18 protein-coding genes and 1 pseudogene are annotated in these 19,333 nt (G+C 67.6%); 14 read left to right on the top strand and 5 right to left on the bottom strand.

Going from position 1 to position 19,333, the window contains the following annotated elements; genetic code table 11:
• Positions 1–359: 359 nt before the first annotated feature.
• Positions 360–719 carry a metalloregulator ArsR/SmtB family transcription factor gene (locus ABZT93_RS29420; protein ID WP_356110426.1) on the top strand — a complete coding sequence of 120 codons (360 nt, stop codon included), beginning with the start codon at positions 360–362 and terminating at the stop codon, positions 717–719.
• A gap of 628 nt (positions 720–1,347) precedes the next feature.
• On the top strand, positions 1,348–4,014 hold the full coding sequence (mgtA, locus tag ABZT93_RS29415) for a magnesium-translocating P-type ATPase (protein WP_356110573.1): 2,667 nt from the start codon (positions 1,348–1,350) through the stop codon (positions 4,012–4,014).
• A 5-nt stretch (positions 4,015–4,019) separates the two neighbouring features.
• Here the strand turns inward: mgtA and ABZT93_RS29410 are convergent, their stop codons facing one another.
• Together ABZT93_RS29410 and ABZT93_RS29405 are read right to left on the bottom strand one after the other, a co-directional pair.
• The gene (locus ABZT93_RS29410; protein ID WP_356110572.1) at positions 4,020–4,250 is read right to left on the bottom strand and encodes a hypothetical protein; all 231 of its coding nucleotides are present in this window, start codon (positions 4,248–4,250) and stop codon (positions 4,020–4,022) included.
• A 278-nt stretch (positions 4,251–4,528) separates the two neighbouring features.
• A complete protein-coding gene (locus ABZT93_RS29405) occupies positions 4,529–5,539 on the bottom strand; it encodes a DMT family transporter (protein WP_356110424.1) in 1,011 nt (336 codons plus the stop codon).
• Positions 5,540–5,667: 128 nt separating this feature from the next.
• On the opposite strand from ABZT93_RS29405, the gene ABZT93_RS29400 reads away from it, so the two are divergent.
• From ABZT93_RS29400 to ABZT93_RS29390, 3 genes are all read left to right on the top strand, one after another.
• Positions 5,668–6,585, top strand: coding sequence for a LysR family transcriptional regulator (locus ABZT93_RS29400; protein WP_356110422.1), 918 nt, complete (start codon positions 5,668–5,670; stop codon positions 6,583–6,585).
• A 296-nt stretch (positions 6,586–6,881) separates the two neighbouring features.
• Positions 6,882–7,223 (top strand): hypothetical protein, encoded by a 342-nt coding sequence (locus ABZT93_RS29395; protein ID WP_356110421.1) that lies wholly within the window; start codon positions 6,882–6,884, stop codon positions 7,221–7,223.
• Positions 7,224–7,686: 463 nt separating this feature from the next.
• A complete protein-coding gene (locus ABZT93_RS29390; protein WP_356110419.1) occupies positions 7,687–8,085 on the top strand; it encodes a hypothetical protein in 399 nt (132 codons plus the stop codon).
• A gap of 497 nt (positions 8,086–8,582) precedes the next feature.
• On the opposite strand, the gene ABZT93_RS29385 is transcribed toward ABZT93_RS29390, so the two are convergent.
• Positions 8,583–9,359 (bottom strand): hypothetical protein, encoded by a 777-nt coding sequence (locus ABZT93_RS29385; protein WP_356110417.1) that lies wholly within the window; start codon positions 9,357–9,359, stop codon positions 8,583–8,585.
• 670 nt (positions 9,360–10,029) lie between these two features.
• Between ABZT93_RS29385 and ABZT93_RS29380 the strand changes: the two genes are divergently transcribed.
• Positions 10,030–10,491, top strand: a complete 462-nt coding sequence (locus ABZT93_RS29380) for a hypothetical protein (protein WP_356110415.1) — start codon at positions 10,030–10,032, stop codon at positions 10,489–10,491.
• A gap of 427 nt (positions 10,492–10,918) precedes the next feature.
• Here ABZT93_RS29380 and ABZT93_RS29375 read toward each other — a convergent pair whose 3' ends face one another.
• Together ABZT93_RS29375 and ABZT93_RS29370 are read right to left on the bottom strand one after the other, a co-directional pair.
• The gene (locus ABZT93_RS29375) at positions 10,919–12,406 is read right to left on the bottom strand and encodes a hypothetical protein (protein WP_356110413.1); all 1,488 of its coding nucleotides are present in this window, start codon (positions 12,404–12,406) and stop codon (positions 10,919–10,921) included.
• Between the two features lie 353 nt (positions 12,407–12,759).
• Positions 12,760–13,632, bottom strand: coding sequence for a hypothetical protein (locus tag ABZT93_RS29370; protein WP_356110580.1), 873 nt, complete (start codon positions 13,630–13,632; stop codon positions 12,760–12,762).
• Here ABZT93_RS29370 and ABZT93_RS29365 point away from each other — a divergent pair.
• The 8 genes and pseudogenes from ABZT93_RS29365 to ABZT93_RS29330 form a co-directional block, all read left to right on the top strand.
• Positions 13,633–14,045 (top strand): annotated as a pseudogene (locus ABZT93_RS29365) (cell division protein FtsK); the annotation flags it as partial.
• A gap of 141 nt (positions 14,046–14,186) precedes the next feature.
• Positions 14,187–14,438, top strand: a complete 252-nt coding sequence (locus ABZT93_RS29360; protein ID WP_356110411.1) for a hypothetical protein — start codon at positions 14,187–14,189, stop codon at positions 14,436–14,438.
• Positions 14,439–14,590: 152 nt separating this feature from the next.
• A complete protein-coding gene (locus ABZT93_RS29355; protein ID WP_356110571.1) occupies positions 14,591–14,785 on the top strand; it encodes a hypothetical protein in 195 nt (64 codons plus the stop codon).
• Positions 14,786–14,795: 10 nt separating this feature from the next.
• Positions 14,796–15,257 (top strand): hypothetical protein, encoded by a 462-nt coding sequence (locus ABZT93_RS29350; protein ID WP_356110569.1) that lies wholly within the window; start codon positions 14,796–14,798, stop codon positions 15,255–15,257.
• A gap of 160 nt (positions 15,258–15,417) precedes the next feature.
• Positions 15,418–16,308 (top strand): bifunctional DNA primase/polymerase, encoded by an 891-nt coding sequence (locus ABZT93_RS29345; protein WP_356110409.1) that lies wholly within the window; start codon positions 15,418–15,420, stop codon positions 16,306–16,308.
• A 349-nt stretch (positions 16,309–16,657) separates the two neighbouring features.
• Positions 16,658–17,833, top strand: coding sequence for a DUF3631 domain-containing protein (locus tag ABZT93_RS29340; RefSeq protein WP_356110406.1), 1,176 nt, complete (start codon positions 16,658–16,660; stop codon positions 17,831–17,833).
• 217 nt (positions 17,834–18,050) lie between these two features.
• Positions 18,051–18,260 carry a helix-turn-helix domain-containing protein gene (locus tag ABZT93_RS29335; protein ID WP_356110404.1) on the top strand — a complete coding sequence of 70 codons (210 nt, stop codon included), beginning with the start codon at positions 18,051–18,053 and terminating at the stop codon, positions 18,258–18,260.
• 73 nt (positions 18,261–18,333) lie between these two features.
• A complete protein-coding gene (locus ABZT93_RS29330; protein ID WP_356110402.1) occupies positions 18,334–19,257 on the top strand; it encodes a site-specific integrase in 924 nt (307 codons plus the stop codon).
• Positions 19,258–19,333 lie beyond the last annotated feature (76 nt).

Genomic DNA, 19,333 nt, shown 5'->3' with positions numbered 1-19,333 from the left:
CCGGCACCGGAACCTCCTCAGTGGATCCCCTGGCTGGCAGGATCATGACCCCACGACACAGCCACCGGGCGACGCCATGACAGGCCACCAGCCCGGCGCCCCGCATGCCAACCGGCGTGCCGCACGTTCTCGGCCACATTTCAGCCCACGGTCACCCGCTTCCTCCGGTACCGGTCCCCACGAGGGGAGGGACCGGTACCGGACGAAGCGGGACGATCACTGCGCCGCCCCTAGACTGGGGCCGGCGGTTCGAAGTGATCGATGCGGTTGGTCCGATGCGGTCCGAGACGGTTGGTCCGAGCCAGCTGCTCCGAGCCGGTTGCTCCGAGCCAGTTGATCCGAGAGGACGGGAGAGGGCTGTGGCGAAGGTCGTCGGCGGTTTCCAGGACCCGTCGGCGGAGGTGCTCGCCGAGGCGGCCGCCGTCTTCGGACTCCTCGCCTCCTCCGCCCGGCTGCACATCATGTGGGCGCTGTCCCAGGGCGAGAGCGACGTCACCCACCTCGCCGACCGGGTCGGCGGCGCGCTGCCCGCGGTCAGCCAGCACCTGGCGAAACTGAAACTCGCCGGGCTCGTGCGCTCCCGCCGCGAGGGCCGCCGACAGGTCTACTACATCGACGACCCGGACATCGTGACCGTCGTCCGCGTCATGGTCGGCCAGCTGACCGCCCGGGAGACCTCCTCCGGGACCTCGGACCGACTGCGCGAGGCCGGTGTCTGAGGAGTCGGAGGCGCGGGCCGAGGACGAAGCCCCGCCCACCACGTTCACCGGGCCGCATCGGGCGGCGCGGGGGAGCGCGGTTCCGGACGGGGCGGCTGCCGGGGCGGTTGAGCCTGGTGGGGCTGGTGGGGCTGGTGGACCTGATGGGCCTGATGGGCCTGCTGGGTCGGTCTCCGGAGCGGGTGCGGGGGGTGGGTCGACGTCCGTGTCTGTTCTTCCGGGGGGTTCGGTACCGGCGTCCACCGTTCCGGTTCCGGACGGGGCGCTTGCTGGGCCCGCTGGGTCGGTGGTCGGGGTTGGTATCGGGGACGGGCTCGGCGCCGGGGGCGGGCAGGTGTCCCCGTCTGTTCTTCCGCGGGGTTCGGCACCTGCGTCCACCGACCCTGCTTCTCCAGGACGGCCCACGACCGGGACGGTTCCCCCGTATGCGACCACTGGTCCGGTTCGGTCGGCGTCCGGGCCCTTCACCGCGGATCCGGTCGCGCCTGCTCTTGCTCCACCTCCACCTCCACCTCCACCTCCACCGCCTGCGCCTGCGCCTGCTCCTGAGGCCGGGCCGACGGGGGACCCAGCCGTTCCCGCCCCGGCGTCCCGTGCGCCCACCTCCCCCTCACCCGCCCTTCCGGCCCTGCGGCTTCTCCCTCCCCCGGGCGGTGACGAGGGTGACCCCGGTGCCCCTTCCCGACCCCGGCCGGAGGCCCCCGCCGCGAGCCTTCTCGAAGTTCTCCGTCGGCTGGACAGCGGGCCGCGAGGGCTGACCGAGGTGCAGGCGGCGGAGCGGCTGGCGCGGTTCGGGGAGAACTCGGTCCCGGATGACCATGACCCCTCATGGCCCCGCCTGTTCGCACGGAGCCTGCGCGACCCCTTCACCGCGGTGCTGCTCTGCCTGGGACTGGTGTCGGCCGCCGTCTTCGCCTGGGGCACCACCTCGGTGATCCTTCTGCTGGTCGCCGTGAGTTGCGTCCTGCGGGCCTCCGGCGAACACCGGGCCGGCCGCTCCACGGCGGGACTGCGCCGCCTGGTGGCGACCACCGTCGCGGTCCAGCGCCGGGTCGACGAGGACACGGCCCCGGTCACCCGTGAGATCCCGGTCGAGGAACTCGTCCCCGGCGACGTCGTACGGCTCGGCCCGGGAGACCTGGTCCCCGCGGACGTACGACTCCTGCGGTCGGCCGGGCTCACCGTCCACCAGGCGGCACTCACCGGAGAGTCCGCACCGGTGGAGAAGTCGGTGGCCGAGGACCCGGGGGACAGGGACAGGGACAGGAACGGGGGCACGGGGGACAGGGACGGCGGTGTCTTCCAGGACCCCCGGCTCTGCTTCCAGGGCAGCAGTGTCGCCTCCGGCAGTGCCACCGCCGTGGTCACCGCGACCGGCGGCGACACCCGTTTCGCCGCCGCCCACCGCCGCACCGGAAAACCACCGACGACCACCTTCGAACGTTCCGTCCAAGGCGTCTCCTGGATCCTGATCCGGTTCGCGCTGCTGACCCCGCCCCTGGTGCTCATGGCCAACGCCGCCCTGCGCGGCCGCGGTCTGGAGACCCTCCCCTTCGCCGTCGCGGTGGCGGTCGGGCTGACCCCGGAGATGCTGCCGGTCCTCGTCACCACCTGCCTGGCCCGTGGCGCCGCCCTCCTGGCCCGTACTCATGGCGTCATCGTCCGACGGCTGCCCGCCCTGCACGACATCGGCGCCATGGACGTCCTGTGCGTGGACAAGACCGGCACCCTCACCCAGGACCGCCCGGTCGTCCACCGCGCACTGGACGCCGACGGCCATGACGACCCCGAGGTACTGCGGTGGGCGGCGGCCGCCGCGTGGTGGTCACTCCACCTTTCCGACCTCCCGGCCCCCGACGCCCTGGACGAGGCCCTGCTCGCCGCCGCCGACGAGGACGCCCTCATGTCGTACGACGGTGTCAGCGCCCTCCCCTTCGACCCGGGCCGCCGCCTGGCCACCGTGGTCGTCCGCACCCCCGGCAGACTCGGCACGCACACCCTGATCACGAAGGGCGCCGCCGAGGCCGTACTGCCACGCTGTTCGCTGTCCGAGGAGGAGCGCTCCCGCCTGCGCGACCTCGCCGACGCACAGGCCGCGGACGGGCTGCGCGTCCTCGCGGTCGCCACCGCCGACCGCCCCGCCGGAACCCGTCCCCACGAACGCGGCCTCACCTTCCGTGGCCTGGTCACCCTGAGGGACGACCTCGCCCCCACCGCCGCCGAGGCCCTCGCCGGACTCGCCGGGCGGGGCGTCACCGTCAAGGTCCTCACCGGCGACCACCCCGGCACCGCGGTCCGCGCCTGCCGTGAACTGGGCGTCCCGGTGGCCGGCGTCGTCACCGCCGACCGTCTAGACACCCTCACCGACCCCGAACTCACCGAACTGGCCCGCCGTACGACCGTCTTCGCCCGCTGCACCCCCGAGCACAAGACCCGGATCACCCGAGCCCTCCAGGCCGGCGGCCACACGGTCGGCTTCCTCGGCGACGGCGTCAACGACCTGCCCGCCCTGCGCACCGCCGACATAGGCATCGCCCCACGCGACGCGGCAGGGGTGACCAGGCAGAACGCCGACCTCGTGCTCGCCGGGAAGGACCTCACCGCGATCGGCCACGCGGTCGTCGCCGGCCGTCACGCGGGCGGCAACATCGCCACGTATCTGCGCATCACGCTCTCCTCCAACCTCGGCAACGTGATCGCGATGCTCTCCGCGGGCCTCCTGCTGCCCTTCCTGCCGATGCTCCCGGCCCAGGTCCTCGTCCAGAACCTGTGCTTCGACGCGGCCCAACTGGCCTTCGCCTACGACCGTCCCGCCCTGTCCGCGCTGCGCCGCCCGAGCGTGCTGAACCCTCGGGAGCTGCTCCGGTTCATCGTCGGATTCGGCGCCCTGAACGCCGTGGCCGACCTGGCGACCTTCGGTGCCCTGGCCTTCGCCCTGCGCGGCCCGGGCGACGACGAGGCGCTGTTCCACTCGGGCTGGTTCACGGAGAACCTGTTGACACAGGCCGTGGTGATGGTGCTGCTGTCAGTCGGTTCGCTCGGCTCACTCGGTTCGCTCGGTGCATCTGGCAGGGGCCGTCTGCGGCCGGGCCCGGTGACCTGGTCCGCCGCCGCACTGGCCGCGACCGGTCTGCTCCTGCCCGCGTCCCCGCTGGGGCCGGCTCTGGGCCTGACCGCACTGCCCGGCGTGTACTACGGACTGCTCGCGCTTGTCCTGGCCCTGTACGCCGTAGGCCTGCTGGCGGCGAGGACGCGCCACGAGCGCCACCGCACCAGTGCGCGATCCGACGGCTGACCGTCTCAGGGGCAGGCGATGTCGAAGCCGTACCGCAGGGGTTCGTCCGTCACGCCGTGATCGAGGCGGTAGACGTAGACGCCCTCCACCCGCACCCCGGACGGCGCGCCCTCCGCCCGGCAGGGGTACGACACCTGCACGACCCGGGGCCGGTCGGCGACCTTGACCCGCATCCCGTGGGCGGGTCCGCCGTCGAGGACGGCGACTTCCCACCCGGTCACGTCGGCCGTCTCCACTGTCTCCGCTGCGTCCACGCCGACAGTTTAGAGGTTGCGCAACCGTCCCGGGGCCGATCCACGACGCCCGATGCTCTGCCCTGACGGCTGCGGTCCACGTACCACCGGACGCGGACGGGATCGTCGCCGCGCTCCGGTGGGACTAGTGGGGCCGGTGGGACTGGTGGGACTGGTGAGGCTGCTGGGACCGATGGGGCGATAGAGCCCGTGGGGCCGGTGGGGTCGTTGTTCCCTCGGCCAGCTCGCGTACGCCGACCGCAGACGGGGCTCGCCGCAGGTCATCCCGCGCATCCGGCGTTCTCCAGCGCCGCGCCGGGAGTGGCCGACGGGACATCGGTGGGCGCGTCCTCGGTGAGTGCCGACGACGTGTCCTCGTTCTCGCCGGACTGGGCGGCCGCCGTGGCCACCGCGTCCTTCCGCCGGGTCAACCCGACCCCCACGAGGACCACGACCATGCCCAGCACGACCCGGACGCTCAGGGCTTCGCCCAGGACGACCGCGCCGAGGAGCACGGAGACGACGGGCAGCAGATAGCCGACCACGGCGGCGTTGGTGGCGCCCTCGTCGTTGATGATCCGGTAGGTGAGGTGGAAGGTGATCGCGGTGCAGAAGACGCTGAGGACCAGGGCCGCGGCCACGACCGCCGGACCGGGATCGATCGACTCCAGGCCGCCGACGGGCATCGCGACCGCGGTCAGCCCGCTCGCGGCGACGAGCTGGGCGGCGGAGAGCGAGATGGTGGGCGTGCCCCGGCGCACCAGGGTGCGGCCCATGTAGGTGAAGGCGACGGCGTAGCTGGCGGCAGCCCCGAGAATGGCGAGGGCTCCCCAGCCGGTGGCCCCGGCCGACTGCCACGGGGCGAGGATGACGATCGTGCCCGCGAAGCCGAGGACCAGGCCCGCGACACGGGCCGGGCGCAGTCCGCGTTCCGAGCCGAGGGCCAGGCCGAGGGCGATCGACCACAGCGGGGTCGTGGCGTTCAGGACCCCCGCGAGGCCGGAGTCGACGGTCTGCTGGCCCAGGCTGAACAGGGCGAAGGGCAGCGCGTTGCAGAAGAAGGCGGCGACGACGATGTGGCGCCAGACCGTACGGCCACGGGGCATGCGCCGGCCCGACGCGTAGCAGGCGACGGTGAGGACGAGCGCGCCGAGGAGACAGCGGACGAACGTGACCTGGAGCGGGGAGAGGCCGCGCAGTGCCAGTTCGATCCAGAGGAAGGTCGAGCCCCACAGCAGGGCGAGCACGGCCACCCGTACTCCGCCCCGCAGACTCCTTGGCCCACTGTTCACGTTGCTCTCCTCCATCCGGCCGACACCCGGCCAGGTACGTGATCCGTTCCGTCCGGTCCTTCGACGATCCCCCAGGCGAACTGTGAGGACAAGCAAATGGTTCTACCCATTCTGTTAAGCTGTGCTACATGCTTGATGTGAGGCGCCTCCAGGTCCTGCGCGCGGTGGTCATCAGCGGGACGGTCACGGCGGCCGCGGCCCACCTCGGCTACACACCGTCCGCCGTCAGCCAGCAGGTGGCGGCGCTGGAGAAGCAGGCCGGTACCGCGCTGCTCGAACGGGTCGGACGCGGGGTGCGACCCACCCCCGCCGGACTGCTGCTCACCGAGCACGCGGCCCTGATCAGCTCGGCGGTCGCCCAGGCGGAGACCGCCCTCGCCGATCTGCGCGCCGGACGCATCGGCACGCTGTCGGTCCGCTACTTCGCCACGGCGGGCTCGACGCTGGTGGCCCCGGCCCTGGCCCGGCTCCGCGCGGAACACCCGGGCGTACGGGTCGACCTCGAACTCGCCGACCCCGAGGACCCGTTCCTGGACGTGGTGCGGGGACGGGCCGACCTGGCGGTGGTCGTACAGGCACGGAGCCGGGTGGGCGACGGCTTCCGCCTGGTCCATCTGCTCGACGACCCGTACGACGCGGTCCTGCCTCTGGGGCATCGGCTCGCGGACCGGGAGGTCATCGACCTGAACGAGTTGTCCGGGGAACAGTGGGTCGGCAGCGAACCGCCGGGCCCCTGTCTGCAACCGGTGCTCGACTCCTGCGCGGCGGCCGGGTTCAGCCCCGACTTCGTCATCCGCAGCGAGGACTACGCCACCGCGCAGGGCTTCGTCGCGGCCGGCCTGGGCGTCGGCCTGATGCCGAGGCTGGGCCTGCGCGGCCGCCACCCCGGTGTCGTCGTACGCCCGGTCCGCAACCCCGAACCGATCCGCGTGATCTCAGCGATAGCCCGCGAAACCGCCCTCGACCAGCCCGCTCTGCGCAGCCTCCTGACAGCCCTGCGCGACGCGGCATCCACCGACCGGCCGACGGGGGCTGCGGCGCACTGACGGGATCTGAACCCACGCTCTCTTCGTCCCACAGCATCTCGAGTGGGGGGTACTGCCCTGGGCTGGTGTGGCTCTCAACTGCGCTGATGATCCGCAGACGTCCGCGATGATCCACAGACGTCCGTGCTCGTCCGTCGTGGCTCGTCGGCGTTGTCACGCGGTGAGACACTCACCCGAACCCCGCCCATCTCGGAACCGTGAATGGTGCGTTCGATGTCGTGTCAGTCGTGCACACAGCCGAGCCGAGATCAACCTCCTGTCTCCCCTGGGCAGGCTCCGCATTGTTCGGAGCTGCCATGGGCTGCGCCGCCTGGTCGCTGACCGTTTGGGCGCGCGCATACTGCGACGCGGGTTACGACGCCGGCGGACGCTTCGAACTCAACTTCCTGCTCCCGCTTGTCGTGGGATGCGAAGCACTTGTCGGGCTCGTGGCGTGGGCCATCGGTCGACGCCTGGTGGTTCGCGCGCCGACGACGGTCCGCGTCTCACTGCCGACGCTGCTGGTGGTCGTCGCGACGGTGTCATCGGCATGGTGGCTCTTCGCGACCCGAGGGACGCTGAACGGCTATCCCGGCGACTCCGGACTCTGCCCGGTGAGCAACGTCCCTCCACAGTGGCCTGAGTGGATCCCCACCTGATCAGCCACAAGAGAGATCACCGCGTACGCGGTTGGCCGAGTCTTACGGTCTGCCGCACGCGTCCTTGACAAGGACCGCCCCGCTTCTTTACGGCCCAGAGCCGCTGCTACGCCTGGCTGATCAGCACGCTCGCCGCACAGAGAGCAACCGCAAGCAGCAGGAGACTCTTCTTCCCGTCTCGACTGGAAGCCTGCCGCTGGAGTTCCCGCGCCCCCAGCAGCGCACCACAGAGCCCAAGAGCACCGGCGACGATATTCCTGATTACCTGCATGGGCACCCGCTCAGTCATTTACCGAGGTCTAGGGGCGATCATCGTACGGCGGTGCTCCGCCCAGGTCTGCGGCCACCGCAGGTAATGCAATAGACCGACCGACTGTTCGTCGGCTCCTGCGAGTTTGGGACGGCTGGGGGCCGTGGCGATCTCACCATCTGTGATGTCAGTGGTGAGTGCGATGCTGGCGGCATGATCCCTTGGAACCTGCTTGATCTCGACAAGGCTCTGCGCGCCAGCTGGGCCTCTGACACCTGTTCGCCCGACGATCAGGCTGACTGGCAGCCGGGCAACCCGTCTTGGGGGCACTGCGACATCACGGCCTTGATCGTCAACGATGTCTTCGGCGGCGATCTCATGGTGGGCGAGGTGCACCTTGACGGGACCCAGCATGGCTTTCACTGGTGGAACCAGCTGCCCAGCGGCGTCGAACTCGACCTGACGTTTGAACAGTTCCAGCGCGGACAGATCGTCACGGCCGCCCGTGTCGTCGAGCGCCCGCCGGGCCCGCTGCCCCGTCGCTGGGAGGAGTACCTCCTGTTGCGCGAGCGCGTCATCAAGCACCTCGGCTGGCTTCCGGAGCCTGTCTGAGGAGGGATCAGCCCGAGGTTCAGCGGGGCACTCGAACCGATGTCGCGTGAAGCAGCTGCTCGATGAGAACGTCCCCAGACCCATGGTCGAGATCGTGCGCATTCTTCTGACCGCGCGTTGGCCGCGTGGCGATCATCACCAAGGACGCCAAGCAACTGAACCGGCCTATGGAAGTCCAGGCGATCGCTGGACTACAAGTACGGCGGCCTGGTCGGCCTCGGCACCGCGACAGCCATCGTGTGTGCCGCACTGCCGCACGCCATTGCCGAACTGGAAGGGGCCGATGGGCAGCGGCTGGTGTCCCTCACGGCCGTCGACCCCTCGCGCCACAACCGTCTGCAGATCACTGACCCGAAGGCATCCCCGCCGAAGCACTGGCCCACGTCCTGAGCCCGGGGCGCCCGACGGCATCAGCGCCGCGAATCCGCCACCGAACTGGCACTGTCTTGCGGCTGACCGTATTGCACTGGGGTGCAGCGGTCCGGGACGGAAACCCTCTATGCCGGCAGTCGGCGTACCGCGTCGTCGTCCGTCACTTCGTACACGTCGATGCGCAACAGCTTGCGAACATGCGCCGGAACGCGCTCGACGGCCTTCACTGATGAGGACGGCACCACCAGCGCGTACCGCGTGAGGGGTTCCTGGCTCGTCATCCGCCGCAGCAACTGTCCGTAGGCGATGTCGGTGTCGATGCCCTGCTCACTGGTGCGGCCCTTCGCTTCGCAGATCAGCCGCTCATCACCACGTACGGCTTCGAGGTCGGTCCAACGATCCGTGGGATCAACCAGTGTCCATCCCTCGGCAAGAAGCCAGGTACGGAAGGCGTCGGTGACCCGGTCCTCGTCGCTGTGGCGTACCAGGATCTTCTTCAGCACAGCGAGGTCCGTCTCCCGGCTACGGCGCAGTCGTCCGCGACCGTCCGCGTCGAGGTCGGCCGGCCGGATCACAATCAGCCGCAGCCCGTGCGCGGGAATCTCCTCATCGCGCCGGGCGTCGTACAGTGCCCGCTGCTCGCCCCGGTGGACGCCGCTGACAGTGAGCCTGTCGGGCTTGTCGAAGTGGGGCATGGGCTGGTCGTGCTGAAGTTCCCGGTATTCGACCACGAGTTGGTGGCCGGGCCAGTAGGCATCGACCGGCAGTTTGGCACGTCGGCCGCCCGTCCCGGGGTCGCCCTGCAGCCAGTCGAACTTGTGCTGGGTCAGTGCGGTCTCGCCAAGTACCTGGTTGCACAAGCCGACCACGTACGCCTCGTCACTGCCGTCTCTCGCTCCCATGAGCGTGCATCATGCCAGCGCTCGCAGCCATCGAAGCGGGCCTTTCGGGGTGGCTGTCACACAGCTACCTACGAATTGCAGAGGCGGTATTCATCGACAGGCACCTGTGGCGCGGGCATTTCGCCAGTTGGCCTCGGGCTTCTGATCGAGGCGCTGTCGCCTGTCGGTATCGCGGGTGAAGACGGTCCAGTGCCAGGAGCCTCCGTGTAGTTAGCGTCGAACTCGTTCACCTCGATCCAGCCTGCCTTCCATTTCCCTTGGCCGAGGTGCTCGCCCGGTATGAGCACTGGCAGTCGGGGCCTGCTGTGTGACGCCAGGCCCCGTTGCATTTCTCGATCGGGTTGTACTCACGCCTAAGCATGATCACCTGGTTATAGCGCAGCAGGTGCCGAGCCAGCTCGAGGATGTGACGGGTAGGCACACTCCAGCAGCCCCGCTTCTCGTTCCACCTGAGGCCGTGTGTGCTCGGAAGGTAGCGGCCGATTCGGTCACAGGAGTCAGGCAACCACCGAGGCTGTCTACCGGAAGCAACTCCGGCCCGTAATCACAGAGGGGGCCGAAGCGATGGACGACATCTTCGCCGATGAGAGGAGATAACGGCCTGAGGGCTGTCGTCGGCTGATTGCGGGTAGCCATGACCGTTGGTGTAGGGGTGCGCTGCTCAGCGTGCGTGGCTGCCACGATCGGGGACGTTGTGGATCCGCAAGGTTGGTGGGGGCTACTGCTACAGGGCGCTCTTTCCGCGATGCTGGGCGGCGTGGTGGCTGCGCTGACAGCCTGGGGAGTCGTATCAGCGACCCACAGAAGGCAGCAGCGAGCTGCACTCCTAACGGAGGCGCGCCGGGCAGCGATAGAGCTTTTCCATCTGGGCGGCGGATACCTCAGCCTGTTGGAGAGGGCCCGCGAGGATCACAGCCGACCTGTCCCCAACACGGATGGGCACGACTGGCTCGTAGCTGCCACTGGTGTAGAGAACGCGATGTTCTCCCTGCCCGGCGACATAGGGGAGCGAATCTCGAGCGACATCGGAGAAGCGCGACGAACCCTGGAAACACTCAACGGCACCGCACAGCGTGAGACGGAGGCCATCGACGGGAACTACGTTCTCTACATGCCCTGGTCGACGATCTAGCCGACTGGCTCATGCAGGGCAGACACCTTACGTCGACCGGAGGCTGATCGAAGGGCTTGATCCACTTCCTTGGGCCTCCCGTTTGGCCCCCGAGCACGACAGAGGGCCAATCGCGATCATGCGATTGGCCCTCTGACCAGCGTCGGGGTGGCGGGATTTGAACCCACGACTTCTTCGTATAAGGCCAGGGCAAGATCGACATCAAACCTTGGGCCTGTTCGTGCTGGTTGAAGCCTTAGCGTAGGTCGGTGTCGCATGGTGTATAGGAGGCCTCGGGAGAAGATCTTCTCCCACGATTCTCCCAGCATCCCGTTGGATGGCCACCGGACAGCTGAGGAGCGACTCCGAGCTGCCGGGAAGAGCGCAAAACAGAATGCAGACCGTATTGATCAGTCCCTGAGGACGATGTCTAGGGTGCCCACTACGTCTACCAAGAGACTCCGAGGGTGCTCAACGTCCGTGAGAGGCCCTTGGCGCGTTTCGCGTTTACCTTCTCCATAGCCGCCATTACAGTCGAGAGAAGAGGAGAATCGGATCTGTGTAGTTCAGAGAGGAGTTCAAGTAGCTTCTCGTCGCTTCGGTTCTGTGCCATACTTTGAAGTACGATTTCGCGCTCAATCCCTGAGCTTTCCCTGAGGGTCTCAACGAAATTGTGGTTTGCTTGAGCTGCGCCAGTATCCAAGAAGCATTGTTTCGCCAATTCTGTTAGTCCTGCGTTAGCTAGGAGTTCGGCCATGGATTTGATTTCTGCCCAGGTCCTTCTTCGCGTGAACCAGTTCACTGCATTTTCGGCGAAATTTGAATGGTCGGCGATGGTGTGCGGGCCATAGTTTTCAATTAGCGTGAATATGTCTTCGGTTGGGCGTTGGGCGCAAATCAGGAGGAGGAACGTCCGCCCAATCGAATTAGATATCTTGTCGATTTCGAGGACGAGTTCTCCAAGCTGCGCCAGTGGGTAGACTCTTGATATCTCGGTCGAAGCGCGATATTCGTCGATTTCGTCGAGGAAGTTCAATTTCACAAGCTCGGCTGCGAGCACATTGGTAGAGAGCTCTTGTGCCGAATCTATGAGGATATCCCCCTGTGTGGGTTCCTTAGGTGCGGGTTCCGGGGGAGTGGGCGTGCTGGTGCTTTTTGCCTCCTTTTCGCGCCGCAGCTCTTCGAGCTCTTCTCGGAGGCGGTCGACGGTAGATTTTGCCTCTGCCGCTTCCCGTAGGGCTGATTCCAGATTTTCTTGCTCCCTGGCTTCCCTGCCAGAGTTTGCTGCCTCCTCGGCTTCGCGCAGTTTCTGCTCCAATTCTTCGCACCTTGCTTCGGCTTGCTCGCTTAGCTCCTGTGCGCGGTCGAGCTGTTCCTTGAGTTCCCGCACCTCCTCTTTGAGTTTAGTGAGCTCCTCTTCGGTAGAGTGAGCATTATCTATCCTTTTCTGCAAATTCGTGGAATTTTCTCTCTCTTCAAGTAGTGAAGAGTTGAGCTCTAGAGTTTCAAGCTCTAGCTTTGAAATCCGGTGCTCGCGAACGTGTACCGCCTCCAAGAGGGCCTTTTCGCGAAGTTCTGCAAGCTTGTGTTCCTTGTCGGCTTCGGCCAGTTTATCTTGGAGTATCTGAACTTCGTAAAGATGCCTATTGCTGGCCTGAAGGGCTGATCTGTGCAGTTTGCGAATAACTTCTAGGGCGCCAGGTTGAATGGGTAGCCCGCGATGCTCTGCCACCTCGGTGAGGAGGCCCTGGATGAATGACCACGGAGGAACTCTCTTTCCGTTTAGGTATCGCGAAACTGTGGCGGGGTCATAGTTGCATCGAGTGGCATATCTGCGAACAGATATTTCAAGAAGTCGAAAAAATCTGCGCAGTTCCGTGGCTAGTGCTCGCGCCGCGTCGGGGATTTCTTCACTCAGAGGGACTAGCTCGCTCATCTTGCTCTCCCTGTTCCAAGCGTTGCCGCTCAGGTGGCAACGCGTGACAGTAGCGGCAACACCCGTCCAGCAGGTCAGCCTAGATCTGCTGGGCCAACTAGCCCAGCACCTCAAATGTAGGGGAGGGTGCTGCCTCGTGTCTCTAAAACCTGTGCGGTTCGGTCCGGAGGATCTGGCGCAGTTCGTGATGGCCATACTGCCGAACGCCGATGACCAGGCGTCTGTCTCACTTCAGGTTCTCGTAGCGCTGTTGATTCTTGTTCTACTTGCACGTGAAGAGAACTGACTTCCGTAGCAACTAACGAGCACGAAAGAGGGCGCCGACCTAGGGTCGGCGCCCTCTCAGACTTTCGCTATCGTGGCAGGAAACCAGGCTTTTGTTCGGCGAGCGAACGGAGCCGCGAAAGGTAGTTCAATGCAGCTGGCTCGGAGCCGTACCGATTCTTCATCTCGGCGGCGAGTTCTCGGCTGGTCATGATGAGCGACGGCACCGACTGCCGGTCACCTTCGAGGGCCCGTTCGCCCATGATGAGTGCCTGCTCCAGGTCACCCTCGCGCGCCGCCGTCACGCCCAGCGTGACGCGGGCTTCAGAGTTGCGCATCGGCGAGCGCTCGGTGCCGTCGAAGTCCGTTCCCGCCCTCAGGACCTCTTCGGCGAGCGTGCGCGCGAGTTTGTCCTCACCGACTAGGCGGTAGCAGTCCATCGCGTAGAAGTCGAACTTGGCGGGGTCCACCACGAAGTGGTTGTCGAGGTTCTCCGGGTACGGCATCGCTTCGAGCAACTGCCGTCCCTTGTCTAGCGCGACCTCAACTTGCCGGCGGTCCCCGAGCCGCGCCCACGCCTTGGCTTCCTGGCCTGCGAGCTGCACAGCTACGCCGTGATGCGGTGCCACTTCCGCCCCGGCCCGCGCCGCTGCGATGACGCCGCGGTAGTCGCCGGTCGTAAGGGCGAACCAGGCCCGCATTTCGTGTGCCCACCCGGCGACCTCTGCATGGTCTGCCTCGGTCGCGAGCGAGAGCGCGGCCTGGCGCGTCGACTCGGCCGCGTGGCGGTCGCCCGTGTCGTACTCGACGCAGCCGACCAGAAGCGCAAGCCAACCAGATAGTGCGAGAACTTCGCGGTGCTGGGCGAGTGTGAGGCTCTTCTTATGCAGGTCGACGACGCGGCGGAGCCACTGACGCCCCTCGACGAGGAGCTGTTCGATCGGCATGAACGGGTACTCCACGCCCGGATCGTCGGCTCCGTGTACGTGGATGCCCCGGCTGCTGAGGCCATCGGGGCCCGCGCCCGCAAGGCCCGCGAACTCGCCGGCACGCTGTCCGGCTACGCGCTCGGGGAAGAGCCCGAGGCCGACGAGATGAGCGCGTATGACCTGCTGCGCGACATCCTCGCCGTCGTCCCGGCCGACGAACCCAAGGTGTGGTCCGAGACCGTCGTCTCCCGCCTCGCCGAACTGCGGCCCGAGGTCTACGACGGCTGGGACCCGAAGGGCTCGCCGCCGCCCTGAAGCCGCATGGCGTCTCCACGATCCAGGTGGGCCGCCGGGTCAACGGCAAGGTCGTCAACCGGCGCGGCATCGACCGCTCCCACATCACCACCGCTATCGCGGAGCGTGACGGAAACCGGGACGCGGGCTGAGCATCCGGGGCCGCTAGCGCTAGCGGCACACCCCGCTAACGTTAGCGGCCCCGCTAGCGCCCCAAACCCGATCTGATCAGGCTGCTAGCGGATAGTGGCCCACCTGCGGAAACCCCTGAAACCCGCCTGAGAGGGCCCGTCATGACCCCTGCCCTGCTCGCTATCACCCTCATCCTCGGCGTCACGTTCTGTTACGTCGCCGTGTGTGCTGCCTCGCCGTTCGGCAACTGCCGCAAGTGCAACGGCTGGGGCTTCGCCATGAAGACCGACCGCAAGGGCCGCCAAAAGCGCGGCAAGGACTGCCGCCGCTGCAAGGCCACCGGCAAGCGCATCCGCATCGGCCGCTGGCTCTACAGCCGCTGGGCCCGCATCTGCCGCTCCGGAACCAGCTGAGGAAAAGACAGACGACCGCCCGTCATGAGACGGACCCCGCTCCGTGCAGGAGCTAGGTGGGCGCGGTCGCCGGTCAACGCCCCGAACTTGCCAGCACCCGGGGCGCGCTGAGCCTATCCACCCACCGACCTCGCCGAAAGCGAGTTTCCACCATGGTCCTGAGCATCTCTGCCGTGCTGCTGTTCGGCGCTGCGTCCGCCCTTGCCGTCAAGACCAAGTCCGCCGGGGGCGGTTCGGCCATCGTGCTGTTCCTGTTCGGGTTCTTCGCCGCCGGGACCGGGGCCTACGAGCCCATCCACAACCTCGTGCAGGCGTCCGCCGACGCCCTGTCCGCCCTCGGCAACTGAAGGAGGCTCGCTGTGTACGAGCACGCCAACCCCGTATCCGGACCGTAAGGCGCTTGTAGAAGTCCACCGGCCTACCCCGCTCGCCCCGATGTCGTCCGCGCCGGTCGTACCGGTGCAGCCGGGCACGATCTCGGCGGTGACGAGCATCGTTCTGCCGGATGGCCGCGTCGTCACCGGCTACTCCCTCGAACCGGCCAAGTCCGAACCGGTCGCGGCCAAGCCGCCCGTCTCGCGCGCGGCGGTGAACATCGCGCTCGGGGGCATCGGGTTCGGTGCCGTCTGTGGCGGACTGTTCCTGCTGACTGCGTTCGTCGCTGCGTTGACCGCGCTGATCGCTCAGCTCATCACCCTCGCTGCCGTCATCTTCGGTGGCTGGGTTGCCGTGCAGGTCTTCAGCGCGAGCGGCCACCGCGGCGGGACCACGGTCAACATCCGTAAGGCCGTCTTCAAGCGCAATCACTTCCACGGCTAGCTACGCCCGGGGCGGGCGCCGTCTCACCACAAGCCTGCGCCCGCCCCGGTTCTCCAGTCCCTCCAAGAGAGCAGGAGATCTCCAGCATGACCCAACGAGTGCGTTTGGGCGAGGGCCGTCCGGCCCATGCCACCCCTTCGAGCATGGCGGGGGTGACGGCATGAACCGTCACCTCCTGTACGCCGCTCTTGCCGCTGCCGAGCAGGGGTGGGCCGTTCTCCCGCTCCGCCCCGGCGACAAGCGTCCGGCTCTGCACGGTGAAGACGTCTGCCCCGGCATCGGGGACTGCGCGGGCGGTCACCGGAAGTGGGAAGAGCGCGCCACCATCGACCCGGATCGCATCCGCCGCGCGTGGGGCGATCTGGCGTTCAACGTGGGCATCGCGACCGGCCCGTCTGGGCTGGTCGTCGTCGACCTCGACATGCCCAAGCGGAAGAGCAGTGTGGACACGCCTCACGGCGTGACGACCTTCAGGGCGCTCTGCGAGCGCGCCGGACAGGCTGTGCCCACTACGCGCACGGTGCGGACTGCGGGCGGTGGGGTGCATCTGTACTTCGCCGCCCCGCCCGGGGCCCGGCTCGGCAACACCGCCGGACGGCTCGGTAAGCGTATCGACACCCGCGCGTGGGGTGGCTACGTCGTTGCCCCCGGAAGCCTCACCCCCACGGGCGCCTACGCGATCGTCAACGACGTGCCGCCCGCACCTCTGCCGGAATGGCTGCGCGCTCGCCTGACGGCTCGTCAGGCTTCGCAAGCATTGACGGCTGCACCATCGGCCGTTCGCGCCTCCAACTACGCAGCATCGGGCTTGAACGCGGAAACCGCGGCCGTACGGCAGGCGCCGGAGGGTGAGCGCAACGCCACCTTGCTCCGAGCGGCGCGAGCCTTGGGGCGGTTCGTCGCGTGGGGCGACCTTCCCAGGGAGCAGGTTGAGGAGGCTCTTCAGTGGGCGGGGGAGCAGGCCGGTCTGTCGCCGCGGTCGTGTGAGGCGACCATTCGCAGCGGTCTGGAGTGGTCCATCCCTCGCAACAGTCAGCGGAGGGCGGCATGAGCACCCCTCTCCGCCCCTCCCTGAAGAGCCATTCCACAACTCCCACCGGTCCGTGCCTCGCCGTTGAAGCCGGGCCCGGTTCGGCCGTGGGCGAGCCGAAAGGCGCCGCCCGCAAGGGCGTCCCCTCTGTTCTTCGTCCCGACCCGCACCCGGGCGACGGTCGCTATCCGGTCGCGTGGCTGTGCATCGCTGCGCCGCGCGGCGCCGTGCCCACCGCTACCTCGAAGTGCCTGTGCGGCAGGGACCGAAGCGCCGTCGGACGCCCGAAGGTGCTCGCCCTGGTCGACGACCACGCTGCCCACCGTGACGCATGCCCGCTCCGCACCAACCAGGAAGGGAGGCAGGCGGCATGAGCACCAACCCGCCGGCACCCGCCATGGACGGCTCCGCACTGCTCGACGAAGTCGAAGCCTTCCACCGCCGCTTCAACATCTTCCCTCTCGAAGCCGCGTACGTCGCAGTGACGCTGTGGGACGCGCACGCGCACCTGCTCGACTGCTTCGACTCCACACCGCGGCTCGCCTTCCTGTCGCCGGAACCCGGCTCCGGCAAATCGCGCGCGCTGGAGATCGTGGAAACCCTCGTGCCGCAACCGATGGTCGCGGTCAACGCTTCCGCCTCCGCGCTCTTCCGCGCGGTGTCTGGCATGGAGGGACGCCCCACGATCCTGTTCGACGAGATTGACACCGTATTCGGTCCCAAGGCCGGAGAGAACGAACAGCTCCGCGGCTTCCTGAACGCCGGTCACCGTCGCTCCGGCGTCATGTGGCGCTGCGTCGGCGACGGCTCCAATCAGCAGGTGCAGGAGTTCCCGTCGTTCTGCGGGGTCGCCGTCGCCGGTCTCGGCTCGCTGCCGGACACAATCCTGACCCGCTCGGTCATCGTCCGCATGCGTCGCCGTGCACCGAACGAGCGGGTTGAGCCGTTCCGGCAGCGTATCCACGAGAAGGAGGGCCACGCGCTGCGTGACCGGCTCGCCGCATGGGCACAGTCCGTGCGCCACCTGGTCGACGGGGTGTTCCCGGCACTGCCGGAGGGCATCAGCGACCGGCCCGCGGACGTGTGGGAACCCCTGCTCGCCATCGCGGACGCCGCGGGCGGCGCGTGGCCGGAGCAGGCCCGAACCGCGTGCATCGAGCTGGTGAACGCGGCCAAGACCAGCGACAAGGGCAGCATCGGTATCCGCCTGCTCACGGACTTGCGCGACTACGTGTTCAACGGCATAGACCGCCTGCCCACCGTCGCTATCCTCGACAGGCTGCACAGCCTGGAAGAGGCGCCGTGGGCGGACATGAGCGGCAAGCCGCTCGATGCCCGCGGGCTGTCTCGGATGCTGCGCGAGTACATGACCGCGGACAACACACCCATCGCGGCCCGCAACATCAAGGCAGGCGGGAGCGTCATGAAGGGCTACTACGCGAGCGATCTGCACGACGCGTGGCAGCGCTACTGCCCGCCCCCCGCGGAAAGTGCGCTACTTCCGCTACCTCCGCTACCGGGCAGCTCAGAGGCGGTTTCCGGGTAGCGGCAAGCCGCTCCGCATCCGCTACCGCAACACCCCATCCGCTACCCGCCCCGCGGTCACGAACCCGGGGCCGGTAGCGGCTCCATCCGCTACCGCTACCCCTATCCGCTACCTGGATCATGCCCCTGACCAGGGAGGTAGCGGAGGTAGCGGAAGTAGCGGACCTGACAGGAAGGGGGCCACAGTCCCCGGAACCCTGCCGAGGAGGCACCGCCGCATGGCCACCGTTGCTGAACCTGCCGAACAGCTCCTCTATCGCCCCGAAGAAGCAGCCAAGGCACTCAGGATCGGACGCTCGATGGTCTACGAGGAGATACGCCTCGGGCGACTTCAGACCGTCCGCATAGGCCGCCGCCGACTCGTGCCGCCGGAGTACATCGCGCGGTACGTCGAACTCCTCAAGAGCGAGGCAGAGGCCACCGCCTGAATCACCTTCACCACTGATCTACAGGGCCGCGTCCATCAGGGCGCGGCCCTGTCCTATGGAGGAACAACAGAACATGAGCGAGACCCCGAAGCGCGCCCAAAGGGCAGGCCACGGTGCGGACACGATCTATTGGGACCCCGTCAAGAAAAGCTTTGTGGGAGCCGTCTCCCTGGGGTACGCCCCGAACGGCAAGCGCCGCCGACCGAAGGTGTACGGCAAGACGAAGACCGAAGTGCGCAACAAGATCCGGGACCTGAAGAAGGAGATGCAGACCGGCGTCAAAGCGCCGGCCAACTACACCGTGGCCGACGCGGTGAACGACTGGTTGGAGCGTGGACTCAAGGGTCGCGACGAGAAAGGCACCATCGGCAAGAACCGCTCGATGGCGAACAAGCACCTGATTCCGTTCATCGGCAAGGCCAAGTTGAAGGATCTCAGCGCGGACGACGTCGACGATTGGCTGGACGACAGGGCCGAATTCCTCGCGACGCGAAGCCTGCGCGACCTGCTCGCCATTCTGCGCCGCTCCGTCGCGCACGCTCAGCGCAGGGACAAGGCCGCGAGGAACGTCGCCCTACTCGTCACCGCACCGGAGGGGCGCCCCGGCCGCCCGAGCAAGGCGCTGAACTTGGAGCAGGCGAAAGCGGTGCTCATTGCCGCGCGCCCCTCACGGCTGTACGCCTACCTCGTGCTCTCACTGCTCAGCGGTGTACGCACGGAAGAGGCGCGGCCCCTTACCTGGGATCACGTTTTCCTGGAGCCGAAGGACGGGGCCCCGCCGCACGTCGCGGTGTGGCGCTCGGTCCGCAAGCACGGTGATACCAAGACCAGGAAGAGCCGCCGGACCATCGCTCTGCCGAAGCAGGTGGTCGACGTCCTCGAAGAGCACATGCGATGGCAGAAGCAGGAGCGGGCATCGCGCGGGATGGAGTGGAGCCCGACCAGCCGCGTCTTCACGACGCGGAGCGGCGAACCACTTGAGCTTGTTCCGCTTTGACGGACACCATCGGTGTGATGGTCAGGCTGCGAGTGCGGTCTCGTATTCGGCGGGACTGCGATAGCCGAGGCTGCTG

It is taken from the genome of Streptomyces sp. NPDC005303 (assembly GCF_040607335.1).
Classification (GTDB): Bacteria; Actinomycetota; Actinomycetes; order Streptomycetales; family Streptomycetaceae; genus Streptomyces.
The sequence above is the reverse complement of the archived record's forward strand: the minus strand, read 5'-3'. Positions and strand labels throughout refer to the sequence as shown.